Annotated in this window: 20 protein-coding genes and 1 pseudogene; 3 read left to right on the top strand and 18 right to left on the bottom strand. The window is 28.4% G+C overall.

The window, feature by feature from the left end; translation table 11 throughout:
* Positions 1 to 176: 176 nt before the first annotated feature.
* The 4 genes and pseudogenes from ftsZ to CLPUN_RS26250 all read right to left on the bottom strand — a co-directional run.
* The gene (ftsZ, locus tag CLPUN_RS26265; RefSeq protein ID WP_077850141.1) at positions 177 to 1310 is read right to left on the bottom strand and encodes a cell division protein FtsZ; all 1134 of its coding nucleotides are present in this window, start codon (positions 1308 to 1310) and stop codon (positions 177 to 179) included.
* A 14-nt stretch (positions 1311 to 1324) separates the two neighbouring features.
* Entirely contained in the window at positions 1325 to 2569 is a 1245-nt protein-coding gene (locus CLPUN_RS26260; RefSeq protein ID WP_077850140.1) for a cell division FtsA domain-containing protein, read from the bottom strand.
* 97 nt (positions 2570 to 2666) lie between these two features.
* Positions 2667 to 3698 (bottom strand): type IV pilus twitching motility protein PilT, encoded by a 1032-nt coding sequence (locus tag CLPUN_RS26255; RefSeq protein ID WP_077850139.1) that lies wholly within the window; start codon positions 3696 to 3698, stop codon positions 2667 to 2669.
* A gap of 106 nt (positions 3699 to 3804) precedes the next feature.
* Positions 3805 to 4083, bottom strand: a pseudogene (locus tag CLPUN_RS26250) (sigma-70 family RNA polymerase sigma factor); the annotation flags it as partial.
* Positions 4084 to 4342: 259 nt separating this feature from the next.
* Here CLPUN_RS26250 and CLPUN_RS26245 point away from each other — a divergent pair.
* Together CLPUN_RS26245 and CLPUN_RS28315 are read left to right on the top strand one after the other, a co-directional pair.
* On the top strand, positions 4343 to 4552 hold the full coding sequence (locus tag CLPUN_RS26245) for a helix-turn-helix domain-containing protein (RefSeq protein ID WP_077850137.1): 210 nt from the start codon (positions 4343 to 4345) through the stop codon (positions 4550 to 4552).
* An 89-nt stretch (positions 4553 to 4641) separates the two neighbouring features.
* A complete protein-coding gene (locus CLPUN_RS28315; protein ID WP_143329136.1) occupies positions 4642 to 4794 on the top strand; it encodes a hypothetical protein in 153 nt (50 codons plus the stop codon).
* Between the two features lie 100 nt (positions 4795 to 4894).
* Here CLPUN_RS28315 and CLPUN_RS26240 read toward each other — a convergent pair whose 3' ends face one another.
* On the bottom strand, positions 4895 to 5221 hold the full coding sequence (locus tag CLPUN_RS26240) for a hypothetical protein (protein WP_077850136.1): 327 nt from the start codon (positions 5219 to 5221) through the stop codon (positions 4895 to 4897).
* Positions 5222 to 6141: 920 nt separating this feature from the next.
* Here CLPUN_RS26240 and CLPUN_RS26235 point away from each other — a divergent pair.
* The gene (locus tag CLPUN_RS26235; protein WP_077850135.1) at positions 6142 to 6300 is read left to right on the top strand and encodes a DUF1540 domain-containing protein; all 159 of its coding nucleotides are present in this window, start codon (positions 6142 to 6144) and stop codon (positions 6298 to 6300) included.
* Positions 6301 to 6543: 243 nt separating this feature from the next.
* On the opposite strand, the gene CLPUN_RS26230 is transcribed toward CLPUN_RS26235, so the two are convergent.
* From CLPUN_RS26230 to CLPUN_RS27885, 13 genes are all read right to left on the bottom strand, one after another.
* Positions 6544 to 7185 carry a lactate utilization protein gene (locus CLPUN_RS26230; protein ID WP_077850134.1) on the bottom strand — a complete coding sequence of 214 codons (642 nt, stop codon included), beginning with the start codon at positions 7183 to 7185 and terminating at the stop codon, positions 6544 to 6546.
* A gap of 87 nt (positions 7186 to 7272) precedes the next feature.
* Positions 7273 to 7776, bottom strand: coding sequence for a GNAT family N-acetyltransferase (locus CLPUN_RS26225; protein WP_077850133.1), 504 nt, complete (start codon positions 7774 to 7776; stop codon positions 7273 to 7275).
* 226 nt (positions 7777 to 8002) lie between these two features.
* Positions 8003 to 8512: a GNAT family N-acetyltransferase gene (locus CLPUN_RS26220; protein ID WP_242954259.1), complete on the bottom strand. Its 510-nt coding sequence runs from the start codon at positions 8510 to 8512 to the stop codon at positions 8003 to 8005.
* Between the two features lie 163 nt (positions 8513 to 8675).
* A complete protein-coding gene (locus CLPUN_RS26215; protein WP_077850132.1) occupies positions 8676 to 9437 on the bottom strand; it encodes a hypothetical protein in 762 nt (253 codons plus the stop codon).
* Positions 9430 to 9801, bottom strand: a complete 372-nt coding sequence (locus CLPUN_RS26210) for a hypothetical protein (protein WP_077850131.1) — start codon at positions 9799 to 9801, stop codon at positions 9430 to 9432. Before CLPUN_RS26210 ends, CLPUN_RS26215 begins: the two co-directional genes overlap by 8 nt.
* Complete coding sequence (locus CLPUN_RS26205) at positions 9749 to 10117, bottom strand: hypothetical protein (RefSeq protein ID WP_077850130.1); 369 nt, start codon at positions 10115 to 10117, stop codon at positions 9749 to 9751. The genes CLPUN_RS26210 and CLPUN_RS26205 overlap by 53 nt, the downstream gene beginning before the upstream one ends.
* A gap of 438 nt (positions 10118 to 10555) precedes the next feature.
* Positions 10556 to 10813, bottom strand: coding sequence for a hypothetical protein (locus tag CLPUN_RS26200; protein ID WP_077850129.1), 258 nt, complete (start codon positions 10811 to 10813; stop codon positions 10556 to 10558).
* A 251-nt stretch (positions 10814 to 11064) separates the two neighbouring features.
* A complete protein-coding gene (locus CLPUN_RS26195) occupies positions 11065 to 11763 on the bottom strand; it encodes a lysozyme (protein WP_077850128.1) in 699 nt (232 codons plus the stop codon).
* A gap of 17 nt (positions 11764 to 11780) precedes the next feature.
* Entirely contained in the window at positions 11781 to 12161 is a 381-nt protein-coding gene (locus CLPUN_RS26190) for a phage holin (RefSeq protein ID WP_077850127.1), read from the bottom strand.
* 2 nt (positions 12162 to 12163) lie between these two features.
* A complete protein-coding gene (locus CLPUN_RS26185) occupies positions 12164 to 12454 on the bottom strand; it encodes a hypothetical protein (RefSeq protein ID WP_077850126.1) in 291 nt (96 codons plus the stop codon).
* A gap of 120 nt (positions 12455 to 12574) precedes the next feature.
* Entirely contained in the window at positions 12575 to 14482 is a 1908-nt protein-coding gene (locus CLPUN_RS26180; RefSeq protein ID WP_077850125.1) for an Ig-like domain-containing protein, read from the bottom strand.
* Between the two features lie 389 nt (positions 14483 to 14871).
* Positions 14872 to 15933, bottom strand: coding sequence for an Ig-like domain-containing protein (locus CLPUN_RS26175; protein ID WP_077850124.1), 1062 nt, complete (start codon positions 15931 to 15933; stop codon positions 14872 to 14874).
* A gap of 212 nt (positions 15934 to 16145) precedes the next feature.
* Positions 16146 to 16491: hypothetical protein (locus tag CLPUN_RS27885; RefSeq protein ID WP_158078846.1), on the bottom strand; the 346-nt coding region annotated here is incomplete at its 5' end.

Here is a 16491-nt window from a genome sequence, read left to right as displayed (position 1 = left end):
ACCTAATATAGAAATTAAATCTTAATGAACAAAATTTTTTAGAACATATATATCTTAATTTATATTTAATTTTTAAATAAATTAAGATATAAAAAAATAGAATAGATATTTGTAAAGTGTTCTACTTTATAACAAATATCCATTCTATTCTATGAATTGAAAATTATATTTTTTTCTTAGTGTCTCTTTTGTCTTCTTAAAAAAACAGGTATATCTAAATCATCTTCTTCAAAATTATTAGAACTTTTTTCTGGTTCTTTTGCATCCACTGCAACTTCTGGTTCTTCTTTTTTTATTTCTTGTACTTGTTGTTTCTTTGGCTCTTCTACTACTGAATTTAATCCAATTCTATTATTTTCACTTTCAAAACCAGTTGCTATAACAGTTATTCTTATTTCTTCAGTAAGTGTTTCGTCTATTACTGCTCCAACAATTATATTTGCATCTGGATCAACAGCTTCACGTACAACGTCTGCAGCATCATATACTTCTAATGCTCCAAGATCTGCTCCACCAGTGAAATTTATAATAACATCTGTTGCACCATCTATTGATGTTTCTAAAAGCGGAGATGATATTGCTTGTCTAACAGCATCTTGCGTTCTAGTATCACCTTTACCAAAACCAACACCCATGTGGGCTAATCCTTTATTAAGCATTACAGCTTTTATATCTGCAAAGTCAGCATTAATTACACCTGTTATTGTAATTAAATCAGAAATCGCCTGTACACCTTGTCTCAATACTTCATCAGCTAACTTGAATGAATCTAACAGCGTTGTTTTCTTGTCAGCCATATTCAGTAGTCTTTCATTTGGAATAATAACTAATGTATCAACTTTTTCTTTTAATGTTGCTATTCCCATTTCAGCATGTCTCATTCTTCTTTTTCCTTCAAAAGGGAATGGTTTTGTAACTACTCCTACAGTTAATATCTCCATAGATTTAGCTATTTCTGCAACGATAGGAGCTGCACCAGTTCCTGTTCCGCCACCCATACCGGCAGTAATAAATACCATATTAGCACCTTTAATAGAAGCTGTAATTTCTTCTCTGCTTTCTTCTGCTGCTTTCTTTCCTATTTCAGGATTTGCACCAGCACCTAAACCTTTTGTTAATTTTTCACCTATTTGAATTTTTTGATTTGCATTAGAAAGCATCAATGCTTGCTTGTCTGTATTTATTGCAATAAACTCAACATTTTTCAAACCTTCAACTATCATTCTATTTACGGCGTTACTTCCACCGCCACCACAACCAATTACTTTTATATTGGTTAATTCCTGCATATCTGTTTCAAAATCTAACAAAACAATTCCTCCCCTTAAAAAATCTTATCAAAAAAACCTTTAATTTTTTTTATAATATGATTTTCACTTTTATTATTGTGTAAATATTCATTGTTATTTTCATTATTTTTATTAGTTAGAACTACATTTCTATCCTCTAATAAAATTAATCTATCATATACTTCTTTTGCTATTGCTAACGAAGTTATATTCTCTGAATTTTTTATTCCCAAATCATTTTTTCTTATGACTTTAGTTTTTATTTTGAAAATTTTACGAACGATTTCATTTATATCTTCAAAATAAGTTACACCATCTCCATATAGAATTATACTACAAATTCTATCATAATGACCAGTGTTTTTTAATTTTGTATTAATATGATTTAATATTTCTTCTATCCTAGCATCTGCTACTTCATAGAATAATTTTTTAGACACTTTAACGGTTCCTACTTCGATTTCATCTTGAAGAGAATTGTCTAAATATAAAGCTTTGTAATTGCTGGAATATATCTTTTTCATATTTTCAGCTTCTAAAAAGGAAAATTCTCCACAAATAGCTAAATCATTGGTTATATTGTTCCCACCTATTGGAATATTCGTTAAGCTTTTAGTAATCCCATTATTAAATAAAGCTATATCAGTAATGCCCGCACCAATATCAACTAAAGCTATATTTCCTATAGAATTTTTTTCATTTAAAAATATTTGTTTTCCTGCTAATACATTTAATTTTACAAATTGGATTTTATACTTAGCTTCCTTAAATAATTCATGATATTTTTCAATTTCTTTTGTTTCAGCTATTACTAAAGTAAGATTTAATTCGAGCCTTCTGCCTTTCCAATTAATTAAATCTCTATGAACTACAACTCCATCCAAAATATAAAAATTTATTAATATATCTACAACAGATTCATCACTGCTTATAGTGATACTTTTTTTTCCCATTCTTAGTGCTTTTCTTATATCCTCACTAGTGACCTTTTCTTCATTTAGATCAATTGCAACTGTTGTTTCTGAAATTCTAACTTTATTTGAAGAAATTCCAATAGCAACATTCTTAATTTGTTTGTTAGCCTTTTCTTCTAACTCCTTTAATAAATTTATGACAACTTCTCTGCATTTTTCAACGTCAGTTAATAATCCTTTTTCTACTCCTACTGATTTACAAGATTTAACTCCTAATATTTCTAGTTCTTCTTTTCCTTTAAATGCTATAGTTGCAGACAACTTCTTACTCCCAAAATCTAAGGACGTAATTATATCTTGTTGCATAATTAATCTTTCCCTTCTATGATTGAAAAAAAATCTACCAATTGGAATATATTCAACATATTTTCTAAAAATCCTCTTTTTATTCATGCATTTATTATTATTTATTATTTTTTATCCAACTTTCATATTCCTCTCTTGATATAATATTACTATTGACTAGTCTTTTTAAATCCATATCAATAGTCTGCATTCCAAACTTTGCCCCTATTTGAATAAAACTATTAATTTGTTCATAATTTCCTTCCCTAATAAGATTTTTTATGCTTGGTGTACATACCATTATTTCCATAGCTGCAGTTCTTCCTTGACCTGAAGCCTTTGGCAGTAATGTTTGCGAAATAACACCTCTAAGCAGTGATGACAACTGAATTTTAACCTCATTTTGATATCCAGCCTCAAATGAATTTATAATTCTATATATACTATTTGCCGCTCCCATATTATGTAGCGTAGAAAAAACCAAATGCCCTGTTTGTGCTGCTCTTAATGCTATTTCTATAGTTTCAGTATCTCTCATTTCTCCAATTAATATAACATCCGGATCTTGTCTAAGTGCAGCTCTAAGTCCCATTGCATAACTTTTTGTATCTTGTCCAACTTCCCTTTGATTTACTAATGAATTATTAGATTTATATATATATTCTATTGGCTCTTCTAATGTAATTATATGCTTTTTTTCAGTCATATTTATTTCATTTACCATTGCCGCAAGAGTTGTACTTTTACCTGATCCTGTGGCCCCTGTAACTAAAACTAATCCGTCTTTCAACTCTGTGAAAGCTTTTAAAGCAGGCACATTTGATAAATTTTTAAGTTTAGGTATGGCTAAATTAATAACACGCATACATATAGAATAACTTTCTTTACACCTATAAACATTAACTCTAAAATTACATTTTTCTAATCCATTATACTTAAAATCTATTTCACCCTTTTCTAAAAATTCTTCATATTTATCTGGGATTAAATCTTTAATATATTCTCCAACCACTTCATGCGGAATAACATCTTCGTGTGCTTTTACTAATTTTCCATCTATACGCACCATTGGACTTAAGCCTGATGTTATATGAATATCAGATACATATTGTATGTCTATATAGTCTAATAATTTATCTATCTTTGCCACAAATTCCTCTCCATCCATTCTAATTCCATTGGTAATTTTAGTATTTTATATAAAAATAAGGTTACTATTTTAAAATAGCACCCTTATTCTAAGTATGTCAATATTTTTAATTTTTTATAAGCAATTCTTTTTTCAGCTTTTTTAATGCTTTTTTTTCTATTCTTGATACATAAGAACGTGAAATACCTAAATTTACAGCTATTTCTCTTTGAGTTTTGCATTTTCCATCTATTAACCCATATCTCATTATTAAAATCGAACTTTCACGTTTAGTTAATGATTCAACTAATTTTTTATATAACGCTCTAATTTGTAAATTACTTTCGACTTTTTCTAAAACACAATCTTTTTCGCTACTTAATATATCTAGGAGACAAAATTCATTACATACTATATGATGTATATAATGTAAATGAATTTAGTTATATATTAATGTAGAAATTTTTAACAATAATGAATTTTAATTCTATTCTATAAATAAATTTATGATTGATAATAAAAATATTTAACTACTGGCTAGAATATACTTTAAATATATATCTAGTCTATTTTCGCCCAAAAATATTGTCGAAAAAACGCACATTTGGTATAATTAAAATAAATGTTTGTAAAAGTATATTTATTTTATAGAATGAGGTGCTTGTATGTTGAAAGAAGAACGAATGAAATTAAAAATAGCACAAAATAAAATGGCTAAGAAATTATTAATTAGCAACTGTTATCTATGCAAACTAGAAAATCATCCTGATTTATGCAATCCACCAGTAAAATTGATTTTAAAATTATCAAAAGAACTTGAAATTGAGCATACAAAAATATATCTTCATTTTGTAGAAAGTATTCAAAAAGAATAGTAACTCTTTGCTTCAATAGTTCCGAACCCTTCGGAACTTAACCCACAGAGTTCCGAACCATCTGTATAATCAGTTATAGGTGATGGAAAATGATTAGTAAAAAAAATACTAAAGTTACTACTATAATCTCAAAGGAAGTTTATAAAAAAATAGCCGAAGAAGCAGCATACGAAGATAGAACCATAAGCAATATGGTTGCAAAAATAATAAAAGATCATTACAACATAAAGGAAAATGACTAAAGCTGGGATTAAATTAAATTCCAGCTTTTATTTTCAATATAAGTCATGCACATATTTACGATACCTGCATGTGATATCTACTCATTTGTCTTCAAGATTTCTATTTCTCATATAAAACTTGCAGCCTTCTTTGAATTTCTTTAAATTCCTTTTCACTAAAATCCATTCCACTTTTAGGAGACTTTTTAAAGTATAATCCCTCAGTGTGTTTATTTTCTTTCCCCGAATCATATCTTTTAGAAGCTAAAATAAATTTTATTATTTTCTTACCTTTTTGCAATTCTAACACGTCACGAAATGATTCACTTTTTACTATGACTACATCAAAATCCTTAAATTCATCCTCAAAAATTTTTTGCAATTTTTCCTGTGTATCGCTTAGAATTTTGGATATCACAACTTCTTTTTCTTTCATTATTTTTAGCATAAGTTATCCCTCACCTTTATCTTTTAAATATGTATAGTATAATTGTATAATAGTAGAATCATTTGTCAATAATTCTATTGTGTTCATAATTTTTCTATCCAACATTCAAAAGAGGAAGTATTTAGATCATTGCTCAAATACTCCCTCTTTCAATATTAATTTATGAATGTTAAAATAAAATTGCAAAATGGACTGGTGGAGCTTCAGCTCTGCCTTTTTCATTTGGACAAAAAATACAGCCAAATTAATGACTGCATCTTTTTGGTTTAGTAGTAAGTCTTAATCTAGAAGCTTTCCGTTCTTTCTATATATATGATGTTGCTATTCAAAATATTCAATAATTTCTTTATTATTAAGTAGCACTTTTATTATGGCTTTATATAATATAAGTGTGGTAGAATTTTGTGTTGTTAAAATTTTTATACACTCTAATATACTAGTATTCGATTAAGTTTTCCTCCTTAGCCAATACCTTTCATTGTATATGTGTGAATAGATTAAGGCGGTAGTTGCTCCATTTCTTCTACTGCCTTAATTACATCTTATTTTTTCAACAAAAAATGCAGCCAATTTATCGACTGCATAATAAATAGGGTAAACATGGGCTAGAGCTAAGTGTTGCTCTTTATGTTTGCATCTTAATATTAACATATTATTATACATAAATAAATATTATCTATAATATTTATAATTCTATCTTTTCTATAGCTTAAGTAACACTTTCCATTCACTTTAATATAATATATTACTATTTATTATTTTTCATTTTTCAATGCTCGTATGAAAAATACTAAAGCGGTAGTTGGATTGCTTCCCCATCTACCGCTCTTTTTTTGATTCAATTTTAAATAAACTTTAATGTATAAAAATCTAATTTTTTCAAACAATATTATAGAAAATAATTTTTAGGAGTGATTGATATGAAACATAACGAAAGTATTGGCTGTTCTGTAAAAGTGTGTAAACATCATTGCAAAGAAGATGACTATTGTACATTAAGTAAAATAAAGGTTGGGACTCATGAATCAAGTCCTAAAGACAAAGAATGTACTGATTGTGAATCTTTTGTATTAGGCTAATAAGAAATAGGCAGTAGTTTATTTATTCTAGCTACTGCCTTTGTTATTTCCATTAAATATAACTTATTACCTTTAGGTATTTATTAGAAAATGTTTAATATAATATATAGTACGTTACTTATTTTCTCTCAAAGAATGTTTTTTTAAGTTGGGTTATATTTTATATGATCCTTCTTTTTTATTGGCCCTGTTAATGAATAGTGTTGATAATTCATGATTTATGAAACATTTCGAAATAAATAATTAATATCCTAACTGCTTTCCTATGATAATTACTTTTATCCTATCTTTGATAAACTGCCCTCTAATTATTGTAAAATCATTACATATTCTATTGGGACTTTTACAATCTACACAATAGCCTAAAGTAGTACATGGAGTGTTTTTCCCTAATCTTTTTGCGTCAATTGGAGCAGAGTAATTTCTAACTCTTTTTTCTGCTTCTTCTATGCTCTTAACAATCTTATTTATACCAGTTACTAAAATAACCTGCTTAGGTCCATAAATCATTGGTGCAACTCTGCTTCCATTACCATCAATATTGTAAAGTTCTCCCTCTTCGGTTAAGGCATTTGTACTACAGATAAAAGTATCAGCAGAAAAGTTTTCTATATAGATTTGTTTTTTTTCTTCACTTGTGATACCTTCTCTGTACTTATCTAAAAAAGTGTAATTCCCTTTACGCAAAAAATCTATAGCACCTGTTTCAAAGAGTGTCATTGAATCACCTACACCCACTACAGAATTTTCATCTATAAGTTCTTTTAAAAGTCCTTTTAATTCAACATCATTCTTGACGAAAAAACCTGCCATATTACGTTTTCTTAAATTATTTATAGTTCTCTCAATTTGTTCTTCTAAATACCATAAAACATTATTATCCATCTAAATGTATATCCTTTCCATAAATATAGTTCAACTTTTATTTTTATGATACTAATATCATACTTCATAATAGTTTACGTTTGCGAACTAATTTTTACTTGCAGCATGAGCGATTTGTTTTTTACCATTTTTTTTAAAATATTTGTAAACATGCATGCCAATCTTCTTAGCAACTGTTTGTGATGGAATATTCCTCACTGTAGAATATGAAAATATCTTAGTATAATGCAAAATTTCAAATGCATATTTCTTACAGGCAAGGGCAGCTTCAGTTGCAAATCCGTTATTACAATATTCTTTAATAATATGAAAACCAATCTCTGGTACAGTCTCACCGCCTATATCTTGCATTGTTATGCCACAATCTCCAATAAACACATCGCCTTCTTTTAATATTACAGCCCATAGTCCGTGTTTATATTTTTTATAGTTTTCAATATTCCATTGAATCCACTCTTCTGTCCTTTTTTCACTAAAAGGATCAAGCGAGTATTGCATAGATTCTGGATCAGAAAGTACTTTCATTAATTCTTTTGTGTCATCAATTTGCAATTCCCTCAGATACAATCTTTCTGTCTCAATAATTTTCATAATGCTCTCCTTTCAAAGAATATCTAGTGTGCAAGGTACTTTAAGCCCCTTGTCATGGCGTTTTATACATAGACTACATATATTATCTTTAGTGAGAGAGTGTATCACAAGTACCAAACCCTCACCAAAACTCACTTTCTTTCGTTTTATACCTTTTTTCTGTGTACAACATATTGATAACTTTGTTGATAATTCGTCATATCTGAAAAATACGAAGTAATTTAATCTACGAATTAGAATTTTCTTTGTTACAATACATTTCATAATCCATCAATTTTCCAGCATACTCTTCATTCCATCCATTCTCACGCTTTTGAACAAATTTAAAGCCAACGCTTTCATAATTCTTTTGTGCTGGTACCAATCGTTCATCTGTGGTAACTATAAGTTTTTTAACATTCTTATTAACAAGTCGTTTGACAGCCTCTTGCAATTGCATTTTCCCAAATTTGTTTCCTTTATACTCCGTTGCAATGCAATTATGACAAACTTCTATGTATTCTGGCATAGACCTTGGGTCCCAGCATATAAAACCAATTGGAATATCATTCAAAGTTGTAACAAAACCACATTCATCTGCTATATGTAAATTATCATAGAAAAAATCATCTTCTTCTTTCCATTGAGTTATCCACGTCTTTTCATATCTGCTTTCAAATGAATATGCATCTTTTAGTAGTTCAAACATAATTCCTCGTTGAAACTCACTAAATTTTTTAAATTCAATATTCTCCACAATGCCCACCTCCAGTTATATTTTAAAACTGCACATTTGTAAAATCGTTTCTTCGCTATCGTTTACCATTGCCCATTAATTATAACATATTATGTGAATGAATTTTGAACTAAAATAAGCAGTAGCGGATTGCTCCTGGCTACTGCTTCTGGCTTATACAATATTAAATGTTAATCTCTGTTTTTATTTTTTCTAATAACTCGTCTACCTTTTCACAAGAAGGATGATATATTTTGCTTTTTTCTAAATTACTTGTCATAGTTTTTAGTTCAAGATATTTTTCTTCTACTATGTCACAAAAATTTTCTCCATCGATTATTCTCTTTATTTCAATTTTACTAATATCTATTATTGCTATTTCGTCTTTTAAATAAATTTTTCTTATTAATCCCCATGCATCAGTCCAACTTTTCTCTTTCTCTCCAGTTATGCCCTCATAAGAAAATATTATTCCAACTTTAATTTTGGACATTGCAAGTAACATATAAAGCTTGCCTATCCACGTTACATTAACTGGCTGTTGATAATTTTTACATTCACAAATTATCGGTTGGTGAAATATATCCGGAATAATATTTTTTAAAGTTATTTTAGCAAAATCGCTTAACTTTATAACTATATCATATTCATTTGTATCGCTTGTAATATTATCAAACAAATCAAACAAATTTGTTTTTATTGTAATTTGTTTAGTTAATTCTTCAAATAAATCTCCTCTAGTTTTGGCTTTGACTTTTTTGTAATTCTCAGGAGCCTCATGCATTTCTACAATCTTATTATATAATGCATTAATTTCAGGAGTTTTGTAATTTCCTTTCTTGAATGCTATTCTTTTTAACATCGTAGGATCTTTTTTATCTAGATACAAAAAAGTATCGTATAATTTCTCTAATTGTTCTTCATCACTAACTAATGTACTACTCACTTTGTAAATCTCCATTAATAACTTTATAAACAATAATTACATTTCTTAATATTTCACATTTTTTATCACAATTCTCACATATTTCGTCAGGTATATCTTCAAATGCATCATAATAAATTGATTTACTAGTATTATATTCGTCCTCACACATTACTTTAAAATTTATTTCTAAAACATTGTTTTTTAGTAATATATAGATTATTTCTTTTGAATCTGCAAATGGTATATCTAATTTATTAGCAATATCATTACATGATATTCTTGAATTCTCATTAAATTTCAAAAATTTAATGAGCTTATCAATTTTTTCTTCACTTATTATTTCTAATATCGGAAAAAACTTGGTAGATATATTCAATTGCATAATTCATCGCCTCCATATCTATTTTTTTTATTTCAAGAAAATTATACAAATCATAACTCTTATCTCTATAACTGAAAGTTACATTTATATTTAAATTCGAATTCTCATTATTATCATACCACGATAATAATCTAGTTTTATATTTTGCATTTTCTTTAATATTATTTATATACTCAATAAATAGTTGTGCTACTTGTTTGGCTTCCTTCGTTGAATTTAATAACTCTCTATTATTTTCTATTATTTCTTCCAAATCTCCTATAAATGGCATAACCATATTATTTCCTACTTTAAGCTTAGCTGAGCTGTTTTTCATCAACCCTAAATCTTGGCAAATTAAATGCACTTCTTGCTTTCTATTTGTAACAATTTCATTAATGACTTCGCTTGTTCTAAATTCTTTAATAGTAAGTTTATGTCTATTTCTTAATATATCTAATTGAGCATTTAAAGTTCTCTGATAGTAATCATCATCACCTTTTAGTGCTATATTGTTAAATCTAAACTCTAATATTCCTAAATTCTTATGGTAAATCCATAGAGTTGAATCTAATATGCTTTCAGTTTTATTGGTTTCAGGATAAAATGGATCTATTGATTTTTCAAATTTTATTATAATTCTCTCTATTTCATCTTTTAATATAGGCTTTGAAAAATCATCTATATCTTTTATGGCTATTGGTAAGTAATTATCGTATAGATTATAACTTCCATATGTATCTTCAATTTTAAACTCAGAGCACTTATAATAAATTTAATACCTATATCCTTTGTTAATTAATGCATTTTCTATATATTGAATTGTACTTTCAGGTTTTTCTTTAAGACATTCACAAATCCTTTTGATTCTATCCCAATCTGAATCAATTTTTACTTTAGTTCCATTTTCATCATCCTTATATTTAGCGACTCCATTTTTTCTCAAATCATTTATTATCTTTTGTAAAATATAATTCGGAGTTTCATATTTTAATGTACTCTCAATTAAATTTATATATTCATCTATTTTCATTTTTCCCCCCTATTAATTTCTTTATACAATTATTAAAATTCAATCTATAATAGAGGATATTGTATAATCTCTATTATAGATTGAACCCAATGAACTGCAATTTCATGATATGGGTTCTTTTATTTGGTTATATTTACATAATACTATAATTTGTGGAACATTTCCACAAAAAAATAAAGGGTACAAGATTAGCTCCTATACCCTCTAAATTAATGGCTATTGTGCAATTTAGCCAAATGAATTATATCACATTATACATTTCCAGTATAATCTCCATTTAGAAAAATAGCTGCCTCTTTTGTCCTTCTTCTGAAAAGACCTTCTATTCTTCTTCCTCCACCATTTGACCAAGCTTGAAAATTATTAATTAAACTATTATCTCTAATACCTTCACATATACGCCTATATAATGTTGAATTTAACAATCCACCAGTACCGCAATTATATGCAAAACTTACTAAAGCATCAAATTCATTTTGCTTTAAAGTTATTCCTCTAGAATCTAAATCTGATTTAATTACTGGAGCATACTTATTATTAATCCAATCTTTAAGCATAGTCGTTGCTTGACCTTCTGCAACCTCTGTAATACCCTGTATTTCTTCTCCTGTCATTCCATAACCTAATGTTAATACTCCAACTTCATCATAATATGGAGTTGCTGAGAAGCCTTCCCATGACTTTATGAAATCAATGCATTCATCTGAAACAAAACTTTCAATTAATGCTCCATTAGAATCAAATTTATATTCTTTATCATCTATAGTTTGTACACAATCACACGACATTACTCCATTGGAATTTAAGTAATACCATTTGTTTTTATGCTGTAGCCAACCAGTTAACATTGTTCCATTAAGATTAAGGTAATACCACTTGCCTTCTACTTCTTTCCAACCTGTTAGGAGATTATTTGTATTTCCATCTACTAGACACCATTTCCATTCCATATTAATATACCCCCTTCTTATTCTACTGGAACATCTACATTAATTTTTGCACTAGCATTTAAATTATCTGTAGGTGCGACATAGCTATTCTCTGTAACTGTATTATTTATTGCTGTTGTAGTAGCTTCTGTTTTGACTTCTTCTTTGATCTCTGTTGCTTTATTAATAGCCTGTATTGTCACATCTTGAATAACTTTATCTGAAACGCCAGGAGTGGAAGTATCTATAACTATTCCCAACATAACTAAAATAGAAAGTACAGTATTTACTATATCTGACCAATTAGACGGAATTAAATCTTTAAATCCTAATTGTTGAATAAGTAATACTATTGCTCCTAACATTGAAAGTATAAAAGTTTTGTTTTTAAATCTTGTCTTTAAATCTAAAGTTAACATTTTTACATTCCTTCTTTCTCTAAATCATCTATTCTTTTATGTGCTGATTTTAGGCTTTCTTCTAACCTTGCAACCTTTTCACTAAGTCTGTTAATTTTGTTATCCTGTGCCTTTAACTCAAGCCTTATATCATCAATACCCCTTGATATATAATTAAGTTGCATTTCAAATTTTGTTTGCGAATTACTTTCCTCTTTAATATCATTTTTAAATGTTCTTTTAAGTCCAATAGCTCCAACTAAAATTCCAATTAAAGTTGAAGCCATCCCTATAATTATATTTACTTCATTCATGTGTCACCTTCCTAGTTTCATTTTATTTTGTATAACAAAAGACACTCACATTTCTGTAAGTGTCTTTGAAAATAGGTAATATTTAATTTATCTTCTTCTAATTCAAATCAATCTATATACTTAAAGAACTACAGTTGCAGGTATTGTAATTGTGACTGTTCCTGAAGGAAGAATGTTACCAACATTAACTACAATATTTGAAGATGTTGAACTTGAATCTACTTCACCTTGAGTAGTTATTATTCCACTAGTTGTAAACTTAATATGCTTAGGAGCATCATCCTTGATAACTACTTTTTCAGCTGTCTTTAAATCTGTATTGGTAACTAATATAGTGTACGTAAATGTGTCACCTACACATACAGTCTTTGCATCAGATGTTTTTACAACACTTAATGTCGTTTCTGCCAATCCATTGAATATAGTTGGAATCTCACCACTCGCAGTATTCGTGTTATCGCCTTTTGCATAAGCAGTATTAACTAGTTGTGTTGGCTTTTCTATTACAGTTACTATACATGTTGCACTTAAATTGCCTTGTACTGTATTTACTGTTATTGTTGCCTGTCCTTCTTTTACTCCAGTTACATTCCCATTTGAATCTACTGTAGCTACTGAAGGATCACTTGACGTCCATGTTACTTGCATTCCTGCTGGTGTTGTTGTGGCTATTAGATTTTGTGTATCTCCAGTATTTAAATTCAATGATGACTTATTTAAATTTAAGCTAGTTATATATTTATATTCATAATGAGTAGTTTCTGAAGCGTTTCCTGCATTATCTATAGCTTTAATATGAACATATATAGGTTTAAATAAATCTAATCCTGATAATGGTGCTGATATGGATAAATCTGTATTAATAACCTTATTATCTGATTCTGTATTTTCTATATTGTCTACAACATATGAATATCCAGCAATTCCTGAAGTATTTACCGCTGAAACTGTATTCGAAGTTATATCATCAGTCGCATTTCCATTTGTAGCTTTTACATAATAATCATACTTTGTTCCATTGTCATTAGGCTTAGAATAAATTATATTTAAGTTTCTATCATCATTTGATGCACCGCTAATAATTACTTTATCTGGTGCTGTTAAATCTTGACCTTTGTGATCATCACAAGAAGTATTATTAGTTAATTGTGCTAAATAGAATAATGTATTTGCAAGTAATTTTTGCTCATCCGGTGTTGCAGCTCCATTTGAATGACCTGTTTGAATCATTGCACAGTTATTCCAAGTTGTAAGATAAAAATTTGTAGTACCTGTTTTACCATTTAAATTTGAAACTTCACTACTACTGTTTAAACTGTTAGAAGTGTATTTCATCCAAATATCTCCCATTGCAAACTGGGATGTACTATGGCTTAGTGGAATTGTTAATTTAGTTTCTAACTGCCCTACTGACCAAGGATAATTGGTAAGTAAACCATCTTTCACAACTTTTATCTCCTTATTTCCAAAATATCCAGCACTACTATTGATATTAATATTTAAATAACTTTCAAGACTATTAAAACCACTATTGGATAATGCAGAAGTAATTGTATCATGTCCAAACAAAACTCCATATCCTTCTTTTATATATGATTCAACTAAATACTTTGCTGTTGCAGATATATCTCTATTATTATTTGAATCATATCCACCAAAATAAATAACATCATACTTCCAATTTCCACTGTTATCTTTTAAATTATCCATTGGATTGATATTGAATTTTTCAATATCTACTTCATCAACTGATATTAAGCCCTTTCCATATCCATTAGCACTTTCACCATTGGGTTTTTCCATCCATTCCTTCAAATTTTTTCCTAAACCCGGATATACATTTAATACTCTAACACTAGTTTTTGATGGGATACTTTGGTAAATTTTTTCGTCCTGTTCTTTTGAATAAACTATATATTTATATCCAGCTCCAAGGTTTGTCCATTCAAGGTGTACATAGTTTTTCCCTTCAATTGGTGTGGCTGTCATACTTAATTTGTTTTCTGTTAAATTTGTTTCATTTTCCATGTTTATACCTCCTAAAATTATCTAAATTATAGATTTAATAATTGATTTTTCTAATCTATCTACTTCATGTATTAACTTTTTAATTGTGATATTGCAATATCTAAACTTTATTTTTTATCATTAGTATTTAATACTTCTTTATATTAAAGAATGCTTTATCATTAGTTCCTTATTATTATTATAAACCCCCTAATCGCTTATTTCTTATAGACTTTCTATAGTTTTCTTATAATTTTTCTATATCTAAAAATTATCAATAAAAAAACACCTTCATGGTGCTGATTATTACATATACTTCTTATTTAGTTTCTACTCCATATCTTGCTATTGTGCAACATTATAAGACACCTACATCTCTGCAAATGCCTTATATAAACTTTAATATTTTATTATCTTACTTCAAACCAATCTATTTTATCATGTATTACATAGTCTTTATAAGCATCTTTTGTAAATTCATAATACGGCTTGTTTGATTTAGTAATATCTCTATCTATATACCATTGCTTAAATTTAGCAATTTCATCATTAGATACACTATAACTCTTTATTTGTCCATCTACTAACTCTATGAATAAATTAGTATCACCTGTTGTTGGTTCAGTTGGATTAGGGTCTGTACCTTTTGGTGTTACAGTAACAACACAAATAGCTTTTATATCAGAATCTTTAATTTTAGCTGTTATTGTTGCTTGTCCTTCTTTTACTGCTGTAACTTTTCCATTAGAATCTACTGTTGCTATTGATTCATCACTTGATTTCCACGTTATTCCTACTGATGATGGAGTTGTGGTCGCAACTAAAGTATCTGTTTGTCCAATTTGTAAAATGTCTGCTATTTTATTTAACTCAATATTACTAGCTAATACTGATATTTTTTCCATCATTTCTAATTGTGAAATTGTACATTGTGCTGCTTGATCTTGATAAGGATTTGATGTATAAACATTTATTCTATATACTTTATATTTTTTACTATTGTTAAAGGTATATATTCTTTTTTCTCCGTCTTTCCATTCCGTTTCATTATTCCTTGAGTCTAAACGACTCCAAGTATTTCCTTTATCATTTGATCCCTGAAAATCCCATGATTTAGGAGAAGTGTTGTTATATCCTGTACATGCTGTTATTGTATACTTACAGATTTGTTTTGGTTCATCAAATTCATATGCTAGCCATCCATTTTGATATCCTTTAGCAGTACTCCATCCGTTAGGATGGCCATTTGCGGTATCATCTAACACTTTATCAAATGCGTAATATCCAGACCAACTTCTACTCCATTTTGAACTGAATGACACCTGTCCACTTGGGCTTGAATCACTTGTCATAGTTGGTATCAAATTCTCAGTATACGTATCCTCTGTGGCAAACACACTAATACAACTTCCCAAAACTAATATCAAAGACATTACAAACATTACGCTAAACTTTTTTAAATATTTCTTCATAAATCAATTCTCCTTTATTCATCCTATTGTGAACATGTTCACTTATAATTCTAATTCATTTCCCAATTTAATCCAATAAAAATCGTAATACAAATTCCTTTATATCTAAGAATTTTAGTAATTTTTACAAGATTAAATATAATCTAAAAATAAGCAATAAAAAAAGCACTTAATTTGTACTATTCTATTACTTATAAGTTTACGAAATTTTCTTAATATATTATATCAAGGTAGCAAGGCGTAAGTGGTCCTGTTATGCTACGTTCCCATATATCAATTCTTTTCCCATAATCACTATATTCAAAATACCTACTAGCTGTACTAGCTGAATATACATACGTGTTATTAGTAGCATTCAATGTGGCCTTTGTTTCTGTATGATCATTATACATATTTGCAAATATAGTATGTTCAACAAAATTTATGCAAATTTGTATACTTTGAATATTTACTATCATATATTTAGGAGTGAATGATATAGGAAGTACTTTTTTTAGAGCTGTACCTTCTATCCCATTACCACTATCTTGTATAAGAATATCACTGGGTAAATATTCT

The organism is Clostridium puniceum, assembly GCF_002006345.1.
GTDB lineage: Bacteria > Bacillota > Clostridia > Clostridiales > Clostridiaceae > Clostridium > Clostridium puniceum.
This window is presented reverse-complemented; position numbering and strand designations above follow the sequence as displayed.

Bases quoted from the DNA above. Each gene is read 5' to 3' on its own strand.
- CLPUN_RS26260 (WP_077850140.1), bottom strand. From the start codon at position 2,569: ATGCAACAAGATATAATTACGTCCTTAGATTTTGGGAGTAAGAAGTTG.
- CLPUN_RS26245 (WP_077850137.1), top strand. From the start codon at position 4,343: ATGTTGAAAGAAGAACGAATGAAATTAAAAATAGCACAAAATAAAATG.
- CLPUN_RS28315 (WP_143329136.1), top strand. From the start codon at position 4,642: ATGATTAGTAAAAAAAATACTAAAGTTACTACTATAATCTCAAAGGAA.
- CLPUN_RS26240 (WP_077850136.1), bottom strand. From the start codon at position 5,221: ATGCTAAAAATAATGAAAGAAAAAGAAGTTGTGATATCCAAAATTCTA.
- CLPUN_RS26235 (WP_077850135.1), top strand. From the start codon at position 6,142: ATGAAACATAACGAAAGTATTGGCTGTTCTGTAAAAGTGTGTAAACAT.
- CLPUN_RS26230 (WP_077850134.1), bottom strand. From the start codon at position 7,185: ATGGATAATAATGTTTTATGGTATTTAGAAGAACAAATTGAGAGAACT.
- CLPUN_RS26225 (WP_077850133.1), bottom strand. From the start codon at position 7,776: ATGAAAATTATTGAGACAGAAAGATTGTATCTGAGGGAATTGCAAATT.
- CLPUN_RS26210 (WP_077850131.1), bottom strand. From the start codon at position 9,801: ATGCAATTGAATATATCTACCAAGTTTTTTCCGATATTAGAAATAATA.
- CLPUN_RS26205 (WP_077850130.1), bottom strand. From the start codon at position 10,117: ATGAAAAACAGCTCAGCTAAGCTTAAAGTAGGAAATAATATGGTTATG.
- CLPUN_RS26200 (WP_077850129.1), bottom strand. From the start codon at position 10,813: ATGAAAATAGATGAATATATAAATTTAATTGAGAGTACATTAAAATAT.
- CLPUN_RS26195 (WP_077850128.1), bottom strand. From the start codon at position 11,763: ATGGAATGGAAATGGTGTCTAGTAGATGGAAATACAAATAATCTCCTA.
- CLPUN_RS26190 (WP_077850127.1), bottom strand. From the start codon at position 12,161: ATGTTAACTTTAGATTTAAAGACAAGATTTAAAAACAAAACTTTTATA.
- CLPUN_RS26185 (WP_077850126.1), bottom strand. From the start codon at position 12,454: ATGAATGAAGTAAATATAATTATAGGGATGGCTTCAACTTTAATTGGA.
- CLPUN_RS26180 (WP_077850125.1), bottom strand. From the start codon at position 14,482: ATGGAAAATGAAACAAATTTAACAGAAAACAAATTAAGTATGACAGCC.
- CLPUN_RS26175 (WP_077850124.1), bottom strand. From the start codon at position 15,933: ATGAAGAAATATTTAAAAAAGTTTAGCGTAATGTTTGTAATGTCTTTG.